Consider the following 16,720-nt stretch of genomic DNA (forward strand, 5'->3'; position numbering starts at 1 on the left):
TTTGGGAAGAAGGAGGAGAAGTTGGTGTATTTGTTTATGGACGATTATCGACCTTGTCCTCCAGGTTTTAAGCTGGCAAGGGACGCGGATGAGTGTCTGCTTCTGCTTCATGAATACCCAATTTCGATACTATCGTTAGATTATGATTTGGGTCCGGGTCAACCGACGGGAAAGGATGTAGCTGCTGCTATTGCAAGTAAACAGTTATATCCGCGTGAAATTTACTTGCATTCCTCCAGTCCGCAGGGGCGCCGAGCCATGTATGAACTGCTTTATGCGAATAAGCCGGAGGGAGTCACTGTGCATAACGGGCCGATTCCTGAGGTGCGTATGCAAGAGATCATAAACGAGTCTAAGCGATGAAAGAGATCGGACAAAAAGAAGCACGCCGTGCCATATGGGAGGGATGCAAGCTGGCTTTGTTTGTATACACTCCCATGTGCGGAACATGCGCGGCTGCCCGTAGAATGTTAGAGGTAGCAGAGCATTTGCTCCCCGAAGGAGCAGTGGTGCAGAGCAACATTAACTATATTCCTGAACTGGTTCAGGAGTATCGGATTTCCAGTGTCCCCGCGCTTCTTATATATAATGGTGAAAACAAAAATCCTGAAATCATCTACAAAATGGAATCTGTAGAACACTTGCTGAGCAGGATAAGGAGCGTGATGGAATGATATCCATGAAGAACATTACATTACAGCGGGAAGAAAGACGTATCTTGGACGATGTAAGCCTAGAAATACGAGAAGGTGAACATTGGGCTATTCTGGGTCGAAATGGTTCCGGCAAAACAACATTGCTGGAAATGATGACAGGGTATATGTTTCCAAGTCGTGGTACGATTGAGGTGCTTGGGCAAACGTATGGTCAATGTGATGTGCGGGAAGTTCGCAAGCAGATCGGATATATTAGCCAGACATTACTGGAAAAGCTGGCGCTAAAAGATCCCGTTTGGGAAGTAGTAGCTACAGGTGCGTATGCTTTTTTGCGTTTTTATCAGGAGATTCCGACGGAGGCAAAAGAAAAAGCCGTATCTCTTTTGGAGGGTATGAATTTAGGCGATCTGATTCATCACCCGTTAGGTACCTTATCTCAAGGAGAACGTAAAAAGGTAATGCTGGCCCGCTCGCTGATGGCTGAACCTCGCCTACTGATAATGGACGAGCCTTGTGCCGGATTGGATTTATTTGAACGGGAAAAGATGTTGGTCGAGATTGATCGGCTTCGCAAGCGAGACTTATCAGTGATCTATGTAACTCATCACATTGAGGAGATTGTCCCTCTCTTTACGCATGTTGCGTTGATTCGGGATGGCAAGGTCGCAGCTGCTGGATTGAAAAAAGAAGTTTTAACGAAAGAATTGATTATGCACACTTATGAAGTTCCAGTTGAGCTGGAATGGGATGGAGAACGTCCCTGGATCCGGGTGTGCGCTGGAGGGTAACGTTATTTTGGAGGAACTATACGTGAATACAGATGAACAGAGTGAGTCCACTTTGTCGACATCGAGATTTGTTTGTACGGCCAACCATGGTTTTGCACCCTATGCTCAGGAGGAGCTTAGAAGATTATTTGGCTCTGTGAAAAGCACGATGCTTCTACCTGGTGAAATTTTTCTAGCAACATTACCTGCGCAAGAAAATGAGGCAGTGAAGACGATTACAGGTCAGCCACCGATGTTTCTGCGTCACTTGTTTCCTGTTCATTTTCAGGAGGAAGGTACGGATCTGGTTCAAGTGCAAGAGCGTCTGGTTGCATTTATCCGTAACCGCAGGGAATTGATAGATCAACGTGTTTCTTTGCAAGTACGCAAAGGATCTAATAGCAGTTGGGCTGAAAGCGCAGGTGCGCTCAAGCTGGCTTTGAGTGAACAATTAAGTGATCTACCTATGGAATTAGTAGTACATGGCGCCGATGTTATTGTGTCCGTTTTTGCAGATACAGATACGTGGTACGCAGGCGTATCACATCCTCAGGACAACCTATCAGATTGGAGCGGAGGTGCAGTTCGTTTTCAGAAGGAAGACGGACAGATCTCGCGTGCCAAATTCAAGCTACTGGAAGCAGAAGCAACGTTCGGCATTGATTTTAGCGCTTTCCATCAGGGACTGGATATTGGGGCAGCACCGGGTGGATGGACTTCCTTCTTGCTGGAGCGTGGATTGAAAGTTACAGCGGTTGATCCGGCCAAGATGGAGCCATCGCTGATGAAGTACGCCAATCTGACATTTTTGCGTAAAAATGCAAGTGAAGTCAAATTTAAAGAGAATTCGTTCGATCTGCTGGTTTGTGATATGAGTTGGAGTCCAAAACAGATGGCAAGGCTCGTTACTGATTTACTGTATAGTTTGCGGAGTGGTGGTACGGCTATCGTAACAGTCAAGCTAATGCATAAAAAGCCCTTAGCGCTTATTCATGATGTGATTGCTTCCTTTGAAGAGTCCGGCATGCAGATTCAGCGAGCCAAACAGCTTTTCCATAACCGAGATGAGATTACCCTGTATATGATCAAGTATGGAAAATAATTCTTTACAATAGATGCAGTGTGCTATATAATAAATCCAAATTGTTCCTTTAAAAAATATTTGTATTAAATCATGGGAAAGCATCCCGCGAAAATTGTTTTCATGTCATTATGAAGACTTCATTTTGCGGTGGCTTTCCCTTTTTTGCGTTGTCTGCTTGTAGAAGGGAGGTAAGAGAATGATGAATCAACCATCACAATTAGAGTTCGGGTCAATTGTCGGTGAACGTTACCGAATTATTCGTACGTTAGGTTCGGGAGGCATGAGCCGCGTGTTCATGGCCGAAGATTTAAAGCTGCCGGGCAAGCATTGGGCAGTGAAGGAGTCGATTGCCGATCCAAAAATAATGAAGATTGTACGGACGGAAGCCGAAATGTTGATTTCGCTAAGCCATCCACGTTTACCGAGGATTGTTGATTTTTTTGAATATCCTCCATCTGGTGCGGTATATCTGGTTATGGACTACATCGAAGGAATTACACTGGAAGCATACATGAGGGGATACCAAGGCTGTATTCCACAGGAGCAAATCATTCCATTCGCTCTGCAGGTACTGGATGTACTTGATTATTTGCATACCCGCCAATTGCCAGTCATTTATCGGGACCTCAAGCCGGCGAATATTATGCTGACACCGGAAATGGAATTTAAACTGATCGATTTTGGGATAGCGAGGAGCTATAAGTCCGAGCTGGATCAGGATACGATAAAGCTGGGCACAGTGGGCTTTGCTGCCCCAGAGCAATATGGAACAGGACAGACGGATGCTCGCTCGGACCTGTACAGTCTAGGGGCGTTACTATTGTATCTATGTACAGGTGGTAAATATAGCGAGTGGACAGCAGGAGTTGAAGGGTATATTCGCGGGGAATTGCCTCGACATTTGATTCCGATAATTCGAAAGCTGCTGCGGCATCATCCTGAGGAACGATTTCAGTCTGCTGAGGAGGTCATTGGAGAACTGAGGCGCAGTGCTAATTTTCAGTCTGCTCAACCAGGGAAATCTGTTAGTAATGCTTCGTCGGATTATGCTGGAACAAGGGTAGTGGCAGTGTTGGGTGTGTCTTCCGGCTCCGGTGCTACACACACAGCAATTGCAGTGAGCCACTACTTGGCTCGAAAGACCCACTCCGTAGCCTTGGTTGAGCTGCATAGTACAGCTAAGGCATTTGCCCGACTGCAAGAAGTCGTGGAAGGCATACCTGTTGGACAAGCAAGTTCAAGTCGGCGTTTTGAAGTCGATGGAGTTCATTATTGGCGGCAAACATCTCGTGCAGATGTCATTTCCTTGCTGGGCGGATCCTACAGATTTATCGTACTGGACTTGGGGAATGGGCAGGACAATGAACGACTGGAAGAATTTTTGAGAGCCGATTATCCGCTAGTTGTCGGCTCAGGGGCCGAATGGAGAGTTCAGGATATAACGGGTCTAGCCCGATCTCTTCAGCGTCATCCGCAACACAAATGGAATTACTGCTTGCCATTGGCACCCTCGGGGGCTGTCCGCAGGTTACGAAAGGAGCTAGATCACAATAAAGTATTTGCGCTGCCGTTCCATTCAGATCCTTTCGAACGGGATGATCAAATGGATCAGGTATTGGACGAGCTTTTTCGTGGAGTCATTACAGACACTCGGAAAAGACGTTTCAGATTCCTTAAACAACAGCACTAAATAGGCAGGTATATATCTAAAGAGGTAGGGGAGAAGCTGTGTGTCCAAGCTAAGAAAAAGCAGCAAACAAAAACTATATGCAGGTTGTGTTGGCGCGGGTATTGTAGGCATGATCTTTGTGGGCTACCTTATGGTGAATATCCATCAAATGAGTGAGATCAGGAAGCAGGCAAAGGTGGAGGCAGAGCAGAAATGGAAACTGTATGAACAAGAGCAACGGACTGCGAAAACAGGCTGGGCGGTTGTTCGTGACATTTCACCAGGCGAGCAGATTACATCTAATGATTTGAAGGGAATTAAGGTTCCTGGTTCTCAAGCCCCGTCTAATTTGTTGACAAATAAAAGTGAAGTTTCTCGCACTACAGCTAAGATAGAACTAAAAAAAGGAGCTGTGCTTACATCAGCTATGATTACTGCTGATGAACCCACACCTAAGGATCTACGCAACCGTGAGTTAAAAGTGGTGGTACTGCCCAGCAGCCTGAAGCCAGGGGACGAGGTAGATATTCGCATTCAATTTCCAACAGGTCAGGATTATATTCTATTATCCAAAAAGAAGATTTCTCGGCTAGAAGGCCCAACCGTATGGGTTACTATGAATGAGCAGGAAATACTATCCCTTTCGAGTGCTATTGTAGATGCCTATCTGCATAAAGCATCCATCTATGCTCTGACATATGTAGATCCCCAATTTCAGCCCAAGGCCATACAGACCTATCCGCCTAATGCACAGGTGTTAGCGTTAATGAATAGTGATCCGAATTTAGTCCGTGTTGCTGAACAAAAACTGTCCAAGCAGCTACGAAATTCTCTAGAAAATGCAATTAATTCATCAAACAATGTGATTTCAACACCTGTGGAAAAAGGTCTAAGTGAGGAGGTTGCAGCTCAGCATGCAGGCACAACTATTGAAGATGCAGTAAGTGGAATTGATGATACAGGGAGTGAGGAACAGGACCACGAAGAACAAACGAAGATTCTAACGCAGGGTGGTAGCTCTGATCCGTATGCCAAATAAATGAGAGAAAAGGAACGGAAGTATGAAAACATGGATATTTGCCGGTCTTTGTGACAAAAGCGATACTTTATTATACATCAGCAGCGTATTGGCAGCTTCAGGCCAACAGGTACTGCTTGTGGACGCTACACTGCGGGGACAATATCGGTACAGCATAGGAATGCTCGATAAACCACTACCCATTACACAGTTTTGTGGATTCGATGTGGCGATTGGATTTACAGCATGGGAAGATCTGCATATCGGTATGCTGGCTGATCAAAAGGCAGAACAGACTTATGACATTGTTATTTTGGATGTAGAGCTACCTGATTTTTGTCCAATTTCTGTTTGGAAAATTTCGGAACTCCGGGTTTGGGTCAGTGATTATAGCCACATGCTAATGCACAGCGGACAGAATTGGCTTGAGCATTTGTTTGGCCAACCTGGATTTCCCAAAGATCTTGTATTTCACAAGCTATTTATACAGGCAGTGGATTGCGGTGTGGAGGAGGCGTATTTGTGGGAATACATGAATCGCTTTCCTGCCTTATGGCAACCAGAGCCGTATGTACTGCCATGGGATGAAGGACAGCTTGCTCTAAAGCTAGAAAATGAGCATAAAAAACAGCTTCTGTTAAAACCTCTATCCAGAATATATAAGAGAGAATTGTGCCGTTGTATTGGAGAATGGATGAGTTGGGAGATAAAAGAAAGTCGTCGTGCGCTAAAGCGTGCGGAAAGGAGGAGAGCATGAGCACCATTTTGTTTTGGAGCCCCACTAAGGGAGCGAGTGGAAGTAGCTCATTAGCGGCAGCAATAGCAATTACCATAGGTAATTTATATAGAGGAAGACTTTTGTTGACTCATTTGGGCTGTAGGCATACCGGTATTGAATCAGGATTTCCTATACAGGAGTATGGCATGGACGATCCAAGTCTACAGATTCAGGAAGGGGGCTGGGATGCTGTTTCACGTTTAGTTCTGAGAGGGACGCTGTCTAGAGAAAATATTCGTAACTATACGACACCTGTACTAGAACACACTCTGGATGTACTTGAGGGAACCTCTGGTTTTGGAGCTGCACCGCCGCTACTTTCCCCTGATCTTGTAAAAGTGGTAATTGATACAGCGAATCAATATTATGATTTAACGCTGATTGATGCAGGGAGTGGAGTAGGCTGGGGGGCTGTACAGCATGAAGCATGTACACGTGCCAAACTGGCCGTTCTTTCGCTCACTCAGAATATGCGTGAGTTGGACGCTTATTTTGAATCTGTGTCTCCATTATCCACATATTCGTCATTACCCATATTAGTTGTCCTTGGAAAATATGATGTACATTCACAAGCGAATGAAGCGAATATCCGCAGGAGATATGGCTACAAGGGCACTTTGCTTACAGTCCCTTACAGCACCGACTTTATGGATGCATGGAACCGCAGGGATGTGATTGGCCATGTGCAACGCGAGGTGCGAAGTGGAAAAGAGCAGCAACGTAAGCCTTTTATGTCTGTAGGATGGGCGCAGAGCATACGGCAGATTAGCAAAGCTATTCTGGAGGCGGCAGAGTCCGATCTTCGGCTCAAGGCTTTGGAGAGGGGCGCTTAATGCTGTCCGCTCATATGATCAACGGATTAATTATTACCTGCATTGTGCTACTGTGCATCGTACTGATTATTTTTAAATATCGAGGAAATCTTCACTCGCAACATTCAGCTCTTCGGGTAGAACCAAAGAGCGAAGATGCCACATTCGAAACATTGATAGAGTATATCAAAAATGCGCTTCATGAACTAAGTCATAGCCAGATGGCGGATGCCGGATTACATGAAGAGGAATATAGGCGGCGTATCCATCAAAGGGCAGAACTACGAAGGGCGTTAAAGGACTGTGCCAATGGCAGCAGTGGAGATAAACGTTTTGTTAAAAATCTGATGAGTGAGCTTCTGATTAACGGTTACGGATTGAACGAGAAAATCGCCGATACTGTTATGCCATTCTCCAGACCTGAGTTGTTTAGCACACAAGATCAATTCGAAATTATTTTTTACCAATATCAGCAGAAATTTGGCGCGGATGCACTATCACGTTTGCTGGATACTTATGACTTAGCCGAAATGAGGTATTCACAGCAAGGTGAAGAGGATGGAAGCTATTTCGTAACACAGAGGATATCCGCTATATCTATGACTGTGAATACCGTCCCCTTTCCTTTATGGAGAAAGTGGATATTATTGTGCAGCGGATTTATCAACATTACAAAGGTTTTTCTGTCATTGATGATATTCGTGACCAGAGGATCGATGGTGTAAGTGGGGGTGTAAGTGGTGTGCCGGAAGGGAGTATTTCTTCATCACCACAGTGGCCTTCAGATAGGTATGCATTTGAACAAACCTCTGCGCCCATAACGAATGGATATGAGAGTGTATGGATTTTCTACAAAGGTAAAACTATCCACCTTTCATTCCTCTCCTTTGGATCGGAACGTGAGCTTAAAAGGGTATGTCAAAATATTTACAAATACAATTACCCAGGACAGCTTTCTGAAGCGAATGGTTATAAGGTCAATGAGATGAAGGATGGATCACGGGTAGTAGTAGTGCGCCCGCCTTTCTCTGAATCATGGGCTTTCTTTGTTCGTAAATTTGATATTCAAAGCGCTTCGCTCGAACAGTTAATTAGGGGACAAAACGCTGATGTTCCAATCCAGCTACTATCATATCTAATGAAAGGCAGTCGGATTACTGCAATTACAGGTGCGCAGGGTTCAGGTAAGACAACATTGTTAATGGCGATGGTCAAGCATATTTACGCTTCGTATACGCTTCGCGTTCAGGAAATGGCCTTTGAACTGCATCTACGCAGCATTTACAGTCGCCGTAATATTCTTACTTTTCGAGAAACAGATCATATTTCAGGGCAACAAGGTCTTGACTTGCAGAAAAAAACAGATGGAACCGTTAATATTCTAGGCGAAGTAGCGAGTGATGAAGTAGCTGCTTGGATGATTCAAATGTCGCAGGTTGCTAGTTTGTTTACTATTTTTACTCACCATGCTAAAACATTTCGTGATCTTGTATTTTCACTTCGTAATTCACTGCTCAAAACAGGAGTATTTCAGCATGAAGGTATTGCTGAAGAACAGGTAGTGCATGTCATTAACTTTGATGTTCATCTCAAGCGTGATGCGCAAGGGCGGCGTTATATCGAACGGATCACAGAATGTGTACCGCGTAACCTAGAGCATACGAATGTAGGTCCCAATGCTTCATCGAGCTATAGCTACCGCCATGTTATGGAATATCGAAATGGAAGCTATATACCAATGGAGCCCTTAACAGCTAAAAGTGTAGAAGAAATGTGTGAGCAGATGAATGCAAACGATGCGGCAGATTTCCGCAGTTTTTTGACCCGCTATTGGGAGGAAGACTATGAGTCTTAAAGAAATTTTATTATGGGTTTTGCTTATATCAGGTGGGGGATTTGCAGTTCTATATACAGCTTTGTATGGGTTGCATAAGCATAAGAGCTATGCAGTTCGCAGAGGTAGAATTTATTCTGTACAGGAAGCACGAAAGGGAAAAGCGGTACTTCAACGGGAACTTCAAACTTTAATGCATAAATTGTATACGCTGTGTATGAGGGTCCCTATCACAGCTGGATACATCACAAGTGTACGTAAGCGACTAGCTGGTCAGCATGCATACGATGAGTATAAGCTTCGTCTGCAAACCATGAAGATGATACTGTTCATTTGGGGGGCTTTTGCTTGCAGCGGCGTTGTGCTGTTGATGATGAAACCAGGAATAGAGTTTGCTGTATTGGCCGTTTTATGCGGAGTGGTAATCAACAGCCTTATTATAGACGTGACCACTAGCCAAATGGAAAAAAGGCTACTTGGGCAAATGATCGAATTGTTCGCCAATGTACGTCATCACTATCATCAGCACGGTATGGTGGAAGAAGCCATATCCGAAGCAGCCGATTTAGCAGAGGCAGAGGCTGGAAGACATGCACGGCTCATCCATGAGGCGCTGACAGATGCGGATCCCCACGAGGCCCTCGAAAGATATTATGAATCAGCTCCAAATCGGTTTTTAAAAGCCTTTGCTGGTATCTCGTATATGGTCATGGAGTTTGGTGATCGGGTTGAGGATGGTGGTTCCATTTATTTAAAGGGGCTAAGCAGTCTTGCACGCGAAATCCACTTGGAGTTGCTGAGGAGAAATAAACTGGACTACCTGCTAAAAAGTTTAAACGTGATCGCTCTGGCCCCTGTTTTCTTTACTACCCCAATCGAGGGATGGGCGAGATCCAGCTTTCCATCCATGGATGAGTTTTATCAGGGGAAATTGGGTTATATCACAAAATTGACCGTTTACATTGTTATCATCCTATCCTACTTTCTGTTACAGAAACTGCAACAGTCCGACGAGACAGGATATCGTGCGGGTAAAGGGCGGAGGGTGTGGGAGCAGAGGTTATATCGTATGCCCATCATTCGTAATATGGTGGATTCTCTAATTCCTCGGCAGCATATGTCATCTTATTTCCAGATAACCCGACTCCTAAAGGAAAGTGGTGCGGAGGTAAAGCTCGAGTGGCTCTACATACGCAGAATTGCTCTTTTTATCTTAGGATTAGTGCTTAGTATTAGTACTATATTTGTTTTACATGGAGCTGAAAAAAGGCATATCCTTCACGCGCCAGTACAATCGGGGCAAATGTTTGGACGTTTAAGTCCGACAGAGGAAAAGGAAGCTTTGAAGCAGAGTGAGATTGACCGCAAAATCATGCAAATGTTGAACATGAAAGCGGACAGCACATACGAGCGAACGTACGCTGCTTTAGAACATTATGCTAATGGCACAGCTACTCCAGAGCAGCTATCCAGGAATACTCATCGAATCCTCCAAAAGCTGAAAGATTGGAATGAAGAATATATAAAGTGGTGGGAAGTACTGATTAGTATGATTGCTGGGTATGTAGCCTACCAAATGCCCATGCTTTTATTATATTTGCAACGGAAAATGCGTCATTTGGACATGAAGCATGAGGTCTATCAGTTTCAAACGGTTATTTCCATTTTACGGGTTATGGAACGAATGTCTGTCGAGGAAATATTGGAGTGGCTGAATAGATTTTCAGTTATCTTCAAAAGACCTCTGCAAAAATGTCTGCTTCATTACGAACATGGACCAGAGGCGGCTCTCGATTTGTTGAAAGAAGAAGCACCTTTGCCGGAATTTCAACGTCTGGTGGACAAGCTCCATTTATCTTTAGGTAAAATCACCATTAGAGAAGCATTTGATGATTTGGAATCCCATATGTCCTACTATTTTGAACAAAGAAAACAGGAGTATGAAAAAATAATAGACAGCAAGGCGATCTGGGGGAGGATGATTGGTTTTGCCCCGATGTATGGTCTTATCTTTTTATATTTGGTGATTCCGCTGATCGGTATGAGCTTTGTTCAAATGGATAGCTATTATGAGCAAATACAAAAAATTCAGTAAGCAAGTTCAATGATGATTAACCAATATTACAAGTTGAGGAGAAAAAAAAATGAATAATGCATCAACGGCATTAAAGGTAGCCGCTGGGATATTTTTGACCATCGCACTAATTACGATTGTAGTTATACTGTTTATCTCAGCTCAGGAAGCCACTAAAACGGCACAAAACAATTTCGCCGATATCCAGACTGAATTGTCTCAAGCCTCTTTTACGGTATACGACGGCACAACGATTAGCGGCTCCCAGGTAACCAATGCGCTGCGGAAGTTTCAGGGAAAGGACCAGTTTGGTATTCAGATTAAAACTGGCAAAAATATGTCAGGACAGTGGTACGGAAATGCTCTGAACGTTAGTCCAGACAGTGAGCAGTATGGCGCTGTGAATGGCGGCAACGATAAGACGGGAAAGATCGCGAATACACTGAATGAAAAGGAGAATGAATATGTAAATCCAAGTGGTAAATTCAAGGCTGAAATCGTTAAAGACAAATCTAACGTGGTACGTGGGTTGTTGTTTACCCAGTCTTAAGTAGTACAGCAAGAATAATAGTCATAAGGGAGATGTGAGCATGTCTGATCACGCTTCAAGTATGCTGCGGCTTGGTGTGTCAGTTATTCTATTTGTAGCCGCATGTGCAGCAGCAGCAAACTTGTCCAGTCAACTGGATAGCGCACTGGAATTAAGGTCGCAGCAGGAGGAGCAATCTGAGGGACGGATCTCCCGTACTATAGGGGTGGAGACGCCGCAACGGATTAAAGGGACTCAAGTCATTCAGACCATTCGCTTGAACTTGCAGGAGGGGATTTCGGTTCAAGTTGACGGTTCAGAGTACGATGTATATTCTGAACCGTTTGAGCCTGATGTATCTACCTTGGATGCTTCCTCTATATATGCCATGTACTCACAGCGTAATGGGAATGGAGACATAACATCTGTACGTTTTGAGAAATTGGGGGAGGACTGAAGTGGTTCAAACAATATCTAAGCTGTTGGGAGCACTGCTAGCTGTATTACTTTTGTACATCGTACCCGCAGCTCAAGCTGCTGAACGGCAGGATGATATATCCGGGTTAAATACATATCATTCGACTGTACATTTTGTTGATATGGTAAGAACCAAAGGTTACATTACACCGACGATGTATAACGATTTTATACGTGATCTGGAGCTGACAGGCAATACGTACGAAGTTCATTTGGAGCATATGCACAAAAAATATGTACCGAATTATGCAGATGCGGCGAAGCCAGACAGTTTTCTGGGTAATTATGAAGTTGTATACGATAGTTACTATAACCCGCAAATCTTACCTGTACTGTTTCCTGATCATTCGCAGCCCAAGTCGGAACAGATACGTCGGTATACCTTGATGGCCGGTGATTATTTTACAGTACGATTATATAATACGAATCGGACTCCTGCGGATTTATACAAATCATGGCTTCTGGGTGGAATAGATAACGATAAGCCGGCAGTTTCAGCTTCTTACGGGGGCATGGTTTTGAATGAAGATTACTGATTTTGCAGTTATATTTATCCTACTCTTTTTGCCCTTTGGTGTGGTTAGTGATTTACGAGTGCAGAATCAGCGTGAAGTACAGCAGCTAGAAATGAAATATACGTCTGCTCTCCGTACCGCAGTTCAAGATGCAGGTGTTGTGCTCTCACAGAATGAACGTCAGGAACGCGAGGCCGGATATGGATCAGATAAGTTTTTTCGTGTAGATAAAGAAGAAGCGCTGGTCACGTTCTTGCACACTTTTTTCCTTAATATGGACATTGATGGGGATACAGCAGCACAACGTGCGTTATTGAATTACATACCAGCTATTGTGATACTGGATTATGATGGTTATTATACGTTCGCTTCATCATCCTATAAAGATGCGTATGGACAAGCGGTTATAGGCCCCAAGTGGAGCGAAAAAAAGCCTTATGCCTATGTTGATTCCGCAGGCAATAGTGTGGGATTCACCCTGGATAATTATCTACATGCCTATGATGCGCAGAATCACAGATGGGTGGAGGGGGTTCAAAAAGAGCTTGAGGGTCAGACCCCCATTTCGTTACTGAACAATTCATTAACCTTTGAGCAAATACGCCGTTCCACCATTGTTCGCACCATTCAGGAAGATCTGGCTCGACTGATTAATGTCCATAACGAAAAAGCAGCACGGAATGGCATTTCCTATACGTTCACCCTACCACTCATTTCACAAGAGGAGTGGTATAACACAATAGATGATGTGGGTATGATCGCGTTTATCCAAGGCATTCCAGTTGGAGACAGATATTACAATAATTATGGGTTTGGTGGTGGAAGAGTCGTCCGAAAGCAATCTATTATTGGTGGCATAGAACCGGGTACTGGAATGAAATATTTTTATAGAGATTCATATCCAGCCCCTTTTCAAACGACTGAGCGTTTTACGGATGAAAAATCTGCGGCAGCTGCTGGTTATTTTGAGTACCAATATCATAACAGCTTAAAATAATCACCCTCCGGGGTGGGTTTCGTATTATTAGGTCAACCAAAAGGTTGGCCTGTTTTAATAGGAGTTTAATCTGACGTTAGCCGGGAAGAACTTTGTTTTGAAATGGGCAGAGAAATAGACGAATCTCCAAGCCAAGCCGATAGCACAATAGAAGCAGTGCCAGCCTAGTCTTTTGCCTTTATAGTCACTGCTTTTTTAAAGAGTGAGTCAAATAAATGGAATTTAATACTCGACTTACCGGGGGAGTTCCAAAGAAGATGATACCAATTAGAAGTATGTGGTATCAAATGTAATTTTAAGTAATAACGTCTTTTGAAGTGAAGGACGAAAACGCTTGTGAATATTTTTGTCTTGGCATCAATTAGGCTTTTGCCTATTGTTGAAGGTTTTTTAGTCCTTTATATAGGCAGCCGCATATGATAAGTAAACACTGAATTAAATAAAGGAGAATGAGTATGTACCATAAATCATGCCATCACTTTCCATGGCATATTCCTATGTATAACAGCTGTAATTACAATTATAGGAGTTATGATCCTCAATACTACAATTGGTATAATAACGACAGTAATCTCTATGAAAAGACAATATTAAGAGATTATGGACAAAGTCCATTTGTAGTGAATATTGACCAGGCTGCAAAACAAAACAAAAATTATCGTACCGCTATATGGACAGGAAAACATTTACAAGTGACTCTGATGAGTATTAATGTTGGCGATGATATCGGTTTAGAAGCTCATCCAACAACTGATCAATTCATACGTATTGAAGAAGGTCAGGGACTTGTTCAAATGGGGGATAGGAAAGACCAATTAGATTTTCAAGTGATGGCCTATGATGGCTATGCAATTATGATACCTGCTGGAAAATGGCACAATGTAATTAATACAGGAAATATGCCCCTTAAGATATACGTTATCTATGCACCGCCTGAGCATCCATTTGGAACAGTTCATGAATCAAAAGAAATTGCCATGTCTGCTGAAAGATAAATAAATCCAATTATATTTTATTTTATTTCTTCCCGGTCCGGAACCCAGGCCGGGATAATTACATTTTCTCCATTTTATTATTCCTTCGATACCCATGAGGACTGTCTACATAGAGTTCTGTTTTTTAATTGTTATTAGAACTTATCAATTATTAAGGTATTCATTATTTGGAATTGTAAGCTTCTGTATACTAACTTCAACGCTGTTCCAACATTTTAGAACTAAGCTTGAAGCTTAAATTGCCAAAAGAAGCAAAGAAACTCCTTATGTACCTACCGAAGAGGAGATTAAGCGCTAATTCGATATGATTTAGCAAGCGAAAAACCTTCAAGACATATTGATTGTTAATACGTTGCTATTTACCGACTTTTGGGAAGCGAGTTGACCAATATCAAGTTGGCCGATGTCGATTTCTACTACTTTCAAATCCGGATTAATAAGGGCAATGAGGGCAAAAAAATAAGCCATGTCCTTAGCGTATATTTTCGTTAAAATGTTGGTGGACCCCTTGACTAACATTAGCTGTTTTTCTTTTTTTAGGCCACTCCATCTGAAAACCTTAAAATTCGCTGTTTTCAATGTTCCGATAAGGGTGCCGAATGTGCTACAATAAAGCTTTGAAAGAAACGAAAGATTGATGAAATAAGAACACTCGGCAGTGCCGATGACAATAAGGAGCCAAAAACAGCTTATGAGTTTATTGACTGTAGAAAATGTATCCCACAACTTTGGGGACCGTACATTATTTAAAAATGTTTCCTTTCGATTACTTGCGGGGGAACGTGTAGGATTGGTAGGAGCTAATGGTGTTGGTAAATCGACACTCATGAACATTCTGACTGGAAAGTTGCTTAAAGATGAAGGCAAAGTGGAATGGACTCCACGTGTACGTTATGGCTATCTGGATCAGCACACCAAGCTGACGCCGGGCAAAACAGTACGTGATGTATTAAAAGACGCTTTTCTTCCTTTGTTGGAACTAGAAAAGGAAATGATGCAAATTACAGACAAAATGGGAGAGGCTTCTCCCGAAGAGTTGGAAGTCTTGCTGGAACAGATGGGAGAAATTCAAGAGCAATTGGATATGGGGGATTTTTACCTCATTGATGTGAAGGTTGAAGAAATGGCGAATGGATTAGGTCTCTCTGCCATCGGACTGGATCGGGATGTAGCAGCACTTAGTGGTGGGCAACGGACAAAGGTGCTTCTTGCTAAGTTGCTGTTGGAAAAGCCAAATGTATTGCTGCTGGATGAGCCTACCAACTATTTGGATGTGGAGCATATTGAATGGCTTACGCGATATTTGAAGGATTATCCCTATGCTTTTATCCTCATCTCACATGATACTGAATTTATGAACCAAGTTGTTAATGTAATCTACCATCTTGAATTTGCTAAGATGACCCGCTATTCAGCTAACTATGAAAAGTTTCTTGAAATGGCGGATCTGAACAAAGCACAGCATATTGATGCATATGAGAAGCAGCAGGAGTATATTAAGAAACAGGAAGATTTTATTCAGCGCAATAAAGCGCGCGCATCTACATCAGGCCGTGCAAAAAGCCGTGAAAAGCAGCTTGATCGGATCGAACGTATTGATAAGCCTGAAGAAGCTGCAAAGCCAACCTTTCAGTTCAAAGAAGCCCGTGCGAGCGGGAAAACGGTTTTTGAGGGTATTGATTTTGAAATTGGCTACACTCATGCCCTTTTGCCTAAAATGTCCATGACGATCGAACGTGGCGAAAAGATCGCAATTGTTGGCTGCAATGGTGTTGGTAAGTCTACGTTGCTCAAAACCATTCTTGGGAAAATACCTCCAATCAGCGGAAAAACCTATCAAGGGGATTTCTTGCAGCCTGCTTATTTTGAACAGGAAGTAAAGGCGGAGAAAATTACACCGATTGACGATGTATGGAATGAATTTCCGCATTTGAATCAGCATGAAGTACGAGCGCATTTGGCGCGCTGTGGTTTGAAGAATGAGCATATCACCCGGCCTTTGTCTGCGCTTAGTGGTGGAGAACAGGCTAAAGTCCGCCTTTGTAAACTGTTAATGCGTGAGAGCAACTGGGTACTGTTTGATGAGCCTACCAACCACTTGGATGTCAAAGCAAAGGATGAACTCAAACGTGCTTTGAAGGAATACAAAGGGACCGTATTGCTTGTATCCCACGAACCGGACTTTTACGAGGATTGGGTAACCAAAACGTGGAATGTAGAAGAGTGGTCTAGTAAAGTTAACTAAAATCCAGTTCTGACAGATTTCACACAAGGTGGGGTTTGCAGAATTAGGAAAATATGCTAAGCTATCTTTAGCTGATACAATAAAATAGCCACACTAGGGGAGCCGCCCATGCGGCTGAGACGAAATAAATGGATTTCGGACTCTTTGTACCTGATCTGGGTTATGCCAGCGTAGGGAAGTGAGTACTGTACAAACAAGGTAGTAGATCTTTACTTTTGTTTGTGCAGGGAACGATATACGTTTACGGATATAATAGTCCGTTCGATTTTG

15 protein-coding genes, 1 pseudogene and 1 riboswitch are annotated in these 16,720 nt (G+C 43.2%); all 16 genes and pseudogenes read left to right on the forward strand.

Features of this window, described 5'->3' with window-relative positions; all coding sequences use genetic code 11:
• Nucleotides 1–24 precede the first annotated feature (24 nt).
• The 16 genes and pseudogenes from ACXHJ1_RS18495 to ACXHJ1_RS18570 all read left to right on the forward strand — a co-directional run bounded on the left by ACXHJ1_RS18495 (nucleotide 25) and on the right by ACXHJ1_RS18570 (nucleotide 16,450).
• The gene (locus ACXHJ1_RS18495) at nucleotides 25–363 is read left to right on the forward strand and encodes a cyclic-phosphate processing receiver domain-containing protein (protein WP_016821941.1); all 339 of its coding nucleotides are present in this window, start codon (nucleotides 25–27) and stop codon (nucleotides 361–363) included.
• Complete coding sequence (locus ACXHJ1_RS18500; RefSeq protein WP_016821940.1) at nucleotides 360–674, forward strand: thioredoxin family protein; 315 nt, start codon at nucleotides 360–362, stop codon at nucleotides 672–674. The genes ACXHJ1_RS18495 and ACXHJ1_RS18500 overlap by 4 nt, the downstream gene beginning before the upstream one ends.
• Nucleotides 671–1,444 carry an ABC transporter ATP-binding protein gene (locus ACXHJ1_RS18505; RefSeq protein ID WP_031461593.1) on the forward strand — a complete coding sequence of 258 codons (774 nt, stop codon included), beginning with the start codon at nucleotides 671–673 and terminating at the stop codon, nucleotides 1,442–1,444. Before ACXHJ1_RS18500 ends, ACXHJ1_RS18505 begins: the two co-directional genes overlap by 4 nt.
• Nucleotides 1,445–1,466: 22 nt before the next feature.
• Entirely contained in the window at nucleotides 1,467–2,525 is a 1,059-nt protein-coding gene (locus ACXHJ1_RS18510; RefSeq protein WP_123797280.1) for an SAM-dependent methyltransferase, read from the forward strand.
• A 178-nt stretch (nucleotides 2,526–2,703) separates the two neighbouring features.
• Complete coding sequence (locus tag ACXHJ1_RS18515; protein WP_107733509.1) at nucleotides 2,704–4,197, forward strand: serine/threonine protein kinase; 1,494 nt, start codon at nucleotides 2,704–2,706, stop codon at nucleotides 4,195–4,197.
• A gap of 40 nt (nucleotides 4,198–4,237) precedes the next feature.
• Nucleotides 4,238–5,215 (forward strand): SAF domain-containing protein, encoded by a 978-nt coding sequence (locus ACXHJ1_RS18520; RefSeq protein ID WP_016821936.1) that lies wholly within the window; start codon nucleotides 4,238–4,240, stop codon nucleotides 5,213–5,215.
• A gap of 22 nt (nucleotides 5,216–5,237) precedes the next feature.
• A complete protein-coding gene (locus ACXHJ1_RS18525) occupies nucleotides 5,238–5,951 on the forward strand; it encodes a hypothetical protein (RefSeq protein WP_016821935.1) in 714 nt (237 codons plus the stop codon).
• Nucleotides 5,948–6,805, forward strand: a complete 858-nt coding sequence (locus ACXHJ1_RS18530) for a hypothetical protein (protein WP_107733510.1) — start codon at nucleotides 5,948–5,950, stop codon at nucleotides 6,803–6,805. Before ACXHJ1_RS18525 ends, ACXHJ1_RS18530 begins: the two co-directional genes overlap by 4 nt.
• Nucleotides 6,805–8,639, forward strand: a pseudogene (locus ACXHJ1_RS18535) (pilus assembly protein CpaF). The gene ACXHJ1_RS18530 and the pseudogene ACXHJ1_RS18535 overlap by 1 nt, the downstream one beginning before the upstream one ends.
• On the forward strand, nucleotides 8,629–10,713 hold the full coding sequence (locus tag ACXHJ1_RS18540; protein ID WP_107733512.1) for a hypothetical protein: 2,085 nt from the start codon (nucleotides 8,629–8,631) through the stop codon (nucleotides 10,711–10,713). The pseudogene ACXHJ1_RS18535 and the gene ACXHJ1_RS18540 overlap by 11 nt, the downstream one beginning before the upstream one ends.
• Before the next feature lie 49 nt (nucleotides 10,714–10,762).
• Nucleotides 10,763–11,242, forward strand: a complete 480-nt coding sequence (locus tag ACXHJ1_RS18545; RefSeq protein ID WP_019687417.1) for a hypothetical protein — start codon at nucleotides 10,763–10,765, stop codon at nucleotides 11,240–11,242.
• A 40-nt stretch (nucleotides 11,243–11,282) separates the two neighbouring features.
• Entirely contained in the window at nucleotides 11,283–11,678 is a 396-nt protein-coding gene (locus ACXHJ1_RS18550; protein ID WP_457905017.1) for a hypothetical protein, read from the forward strand.
• Between the two features lies 1 nt (nucleotide 11,679).
• On the forward strand, nucleotides 11,680–12,234 hold the full coding sequence (locus tag ACXHJ1_RS18555) for a hypothetical protein (RefSeq protein WP_031461585.1): 555 nt from the start codon (nucleotides 11,680–11,682) through the stop codon (nucleotides 12,232–12,234).
• Nucleotides 12,221–13,210 (forward strand): hypothetical protein, encoded by a 990-nt coding sequence (locus ACXHJ1_RS18560; RefSeq protein WP_318300522.1) that lies wholly within the window; start codon nucleotides 12,221–12,223, stop codon nucleotides 13,208–13,210. The genes ACXHJ1_RS18555 and ACXHJ1_RS18560 overlap by 14 nt, the downstream gene beginning before the upstream one ends.
• Before the next feature lie 455 nt (nucleotides 13,211–13,665).
• The gene (locus ACXHJ1_RS18565) at nucleotides 13,666–14,205 is read left to right on the forward strand and encodes a cupin domain-containing protein (RefSeq protein WP_019687414.1); all 540 of its coding nucleotides are present in this window, start codon (nucleotides 13,666–13,668) and stop codon (nucleotides 14,203–14,205) included.
• A gap of 691 nt (nucleotides 14,206–14,896) precedes the next feature.
• The gene (locus tag ACXHJ1_RS18570; RefSeq protein ID WP_457905018.1) at nucleotides 14,897–16,450 is read left to right on the forward strand and encodes an ABC-F family ATP-binding cassette domain-containing protein; all 1,554 of its coding nucleotides are present in this window, start codon (nucleotides 14,897–14,899) and stop codon (nucleotides 16,448–16,450) included.
• An 85-nt stretch (nucleotides 16,451–16,535) separates the two neighbouring features.
• Nucleotides 16,536–16,644, forward strand: a riboswitch (TPP riboswitch).
• The last annotated feature ends 76 nt before the right edge of the window (nucleotides 16,645–16,720 follow it).

The sequence above is a fragment of the Paenibacillus sp. ALE2 genome (genome assembly GCF_054113385.1).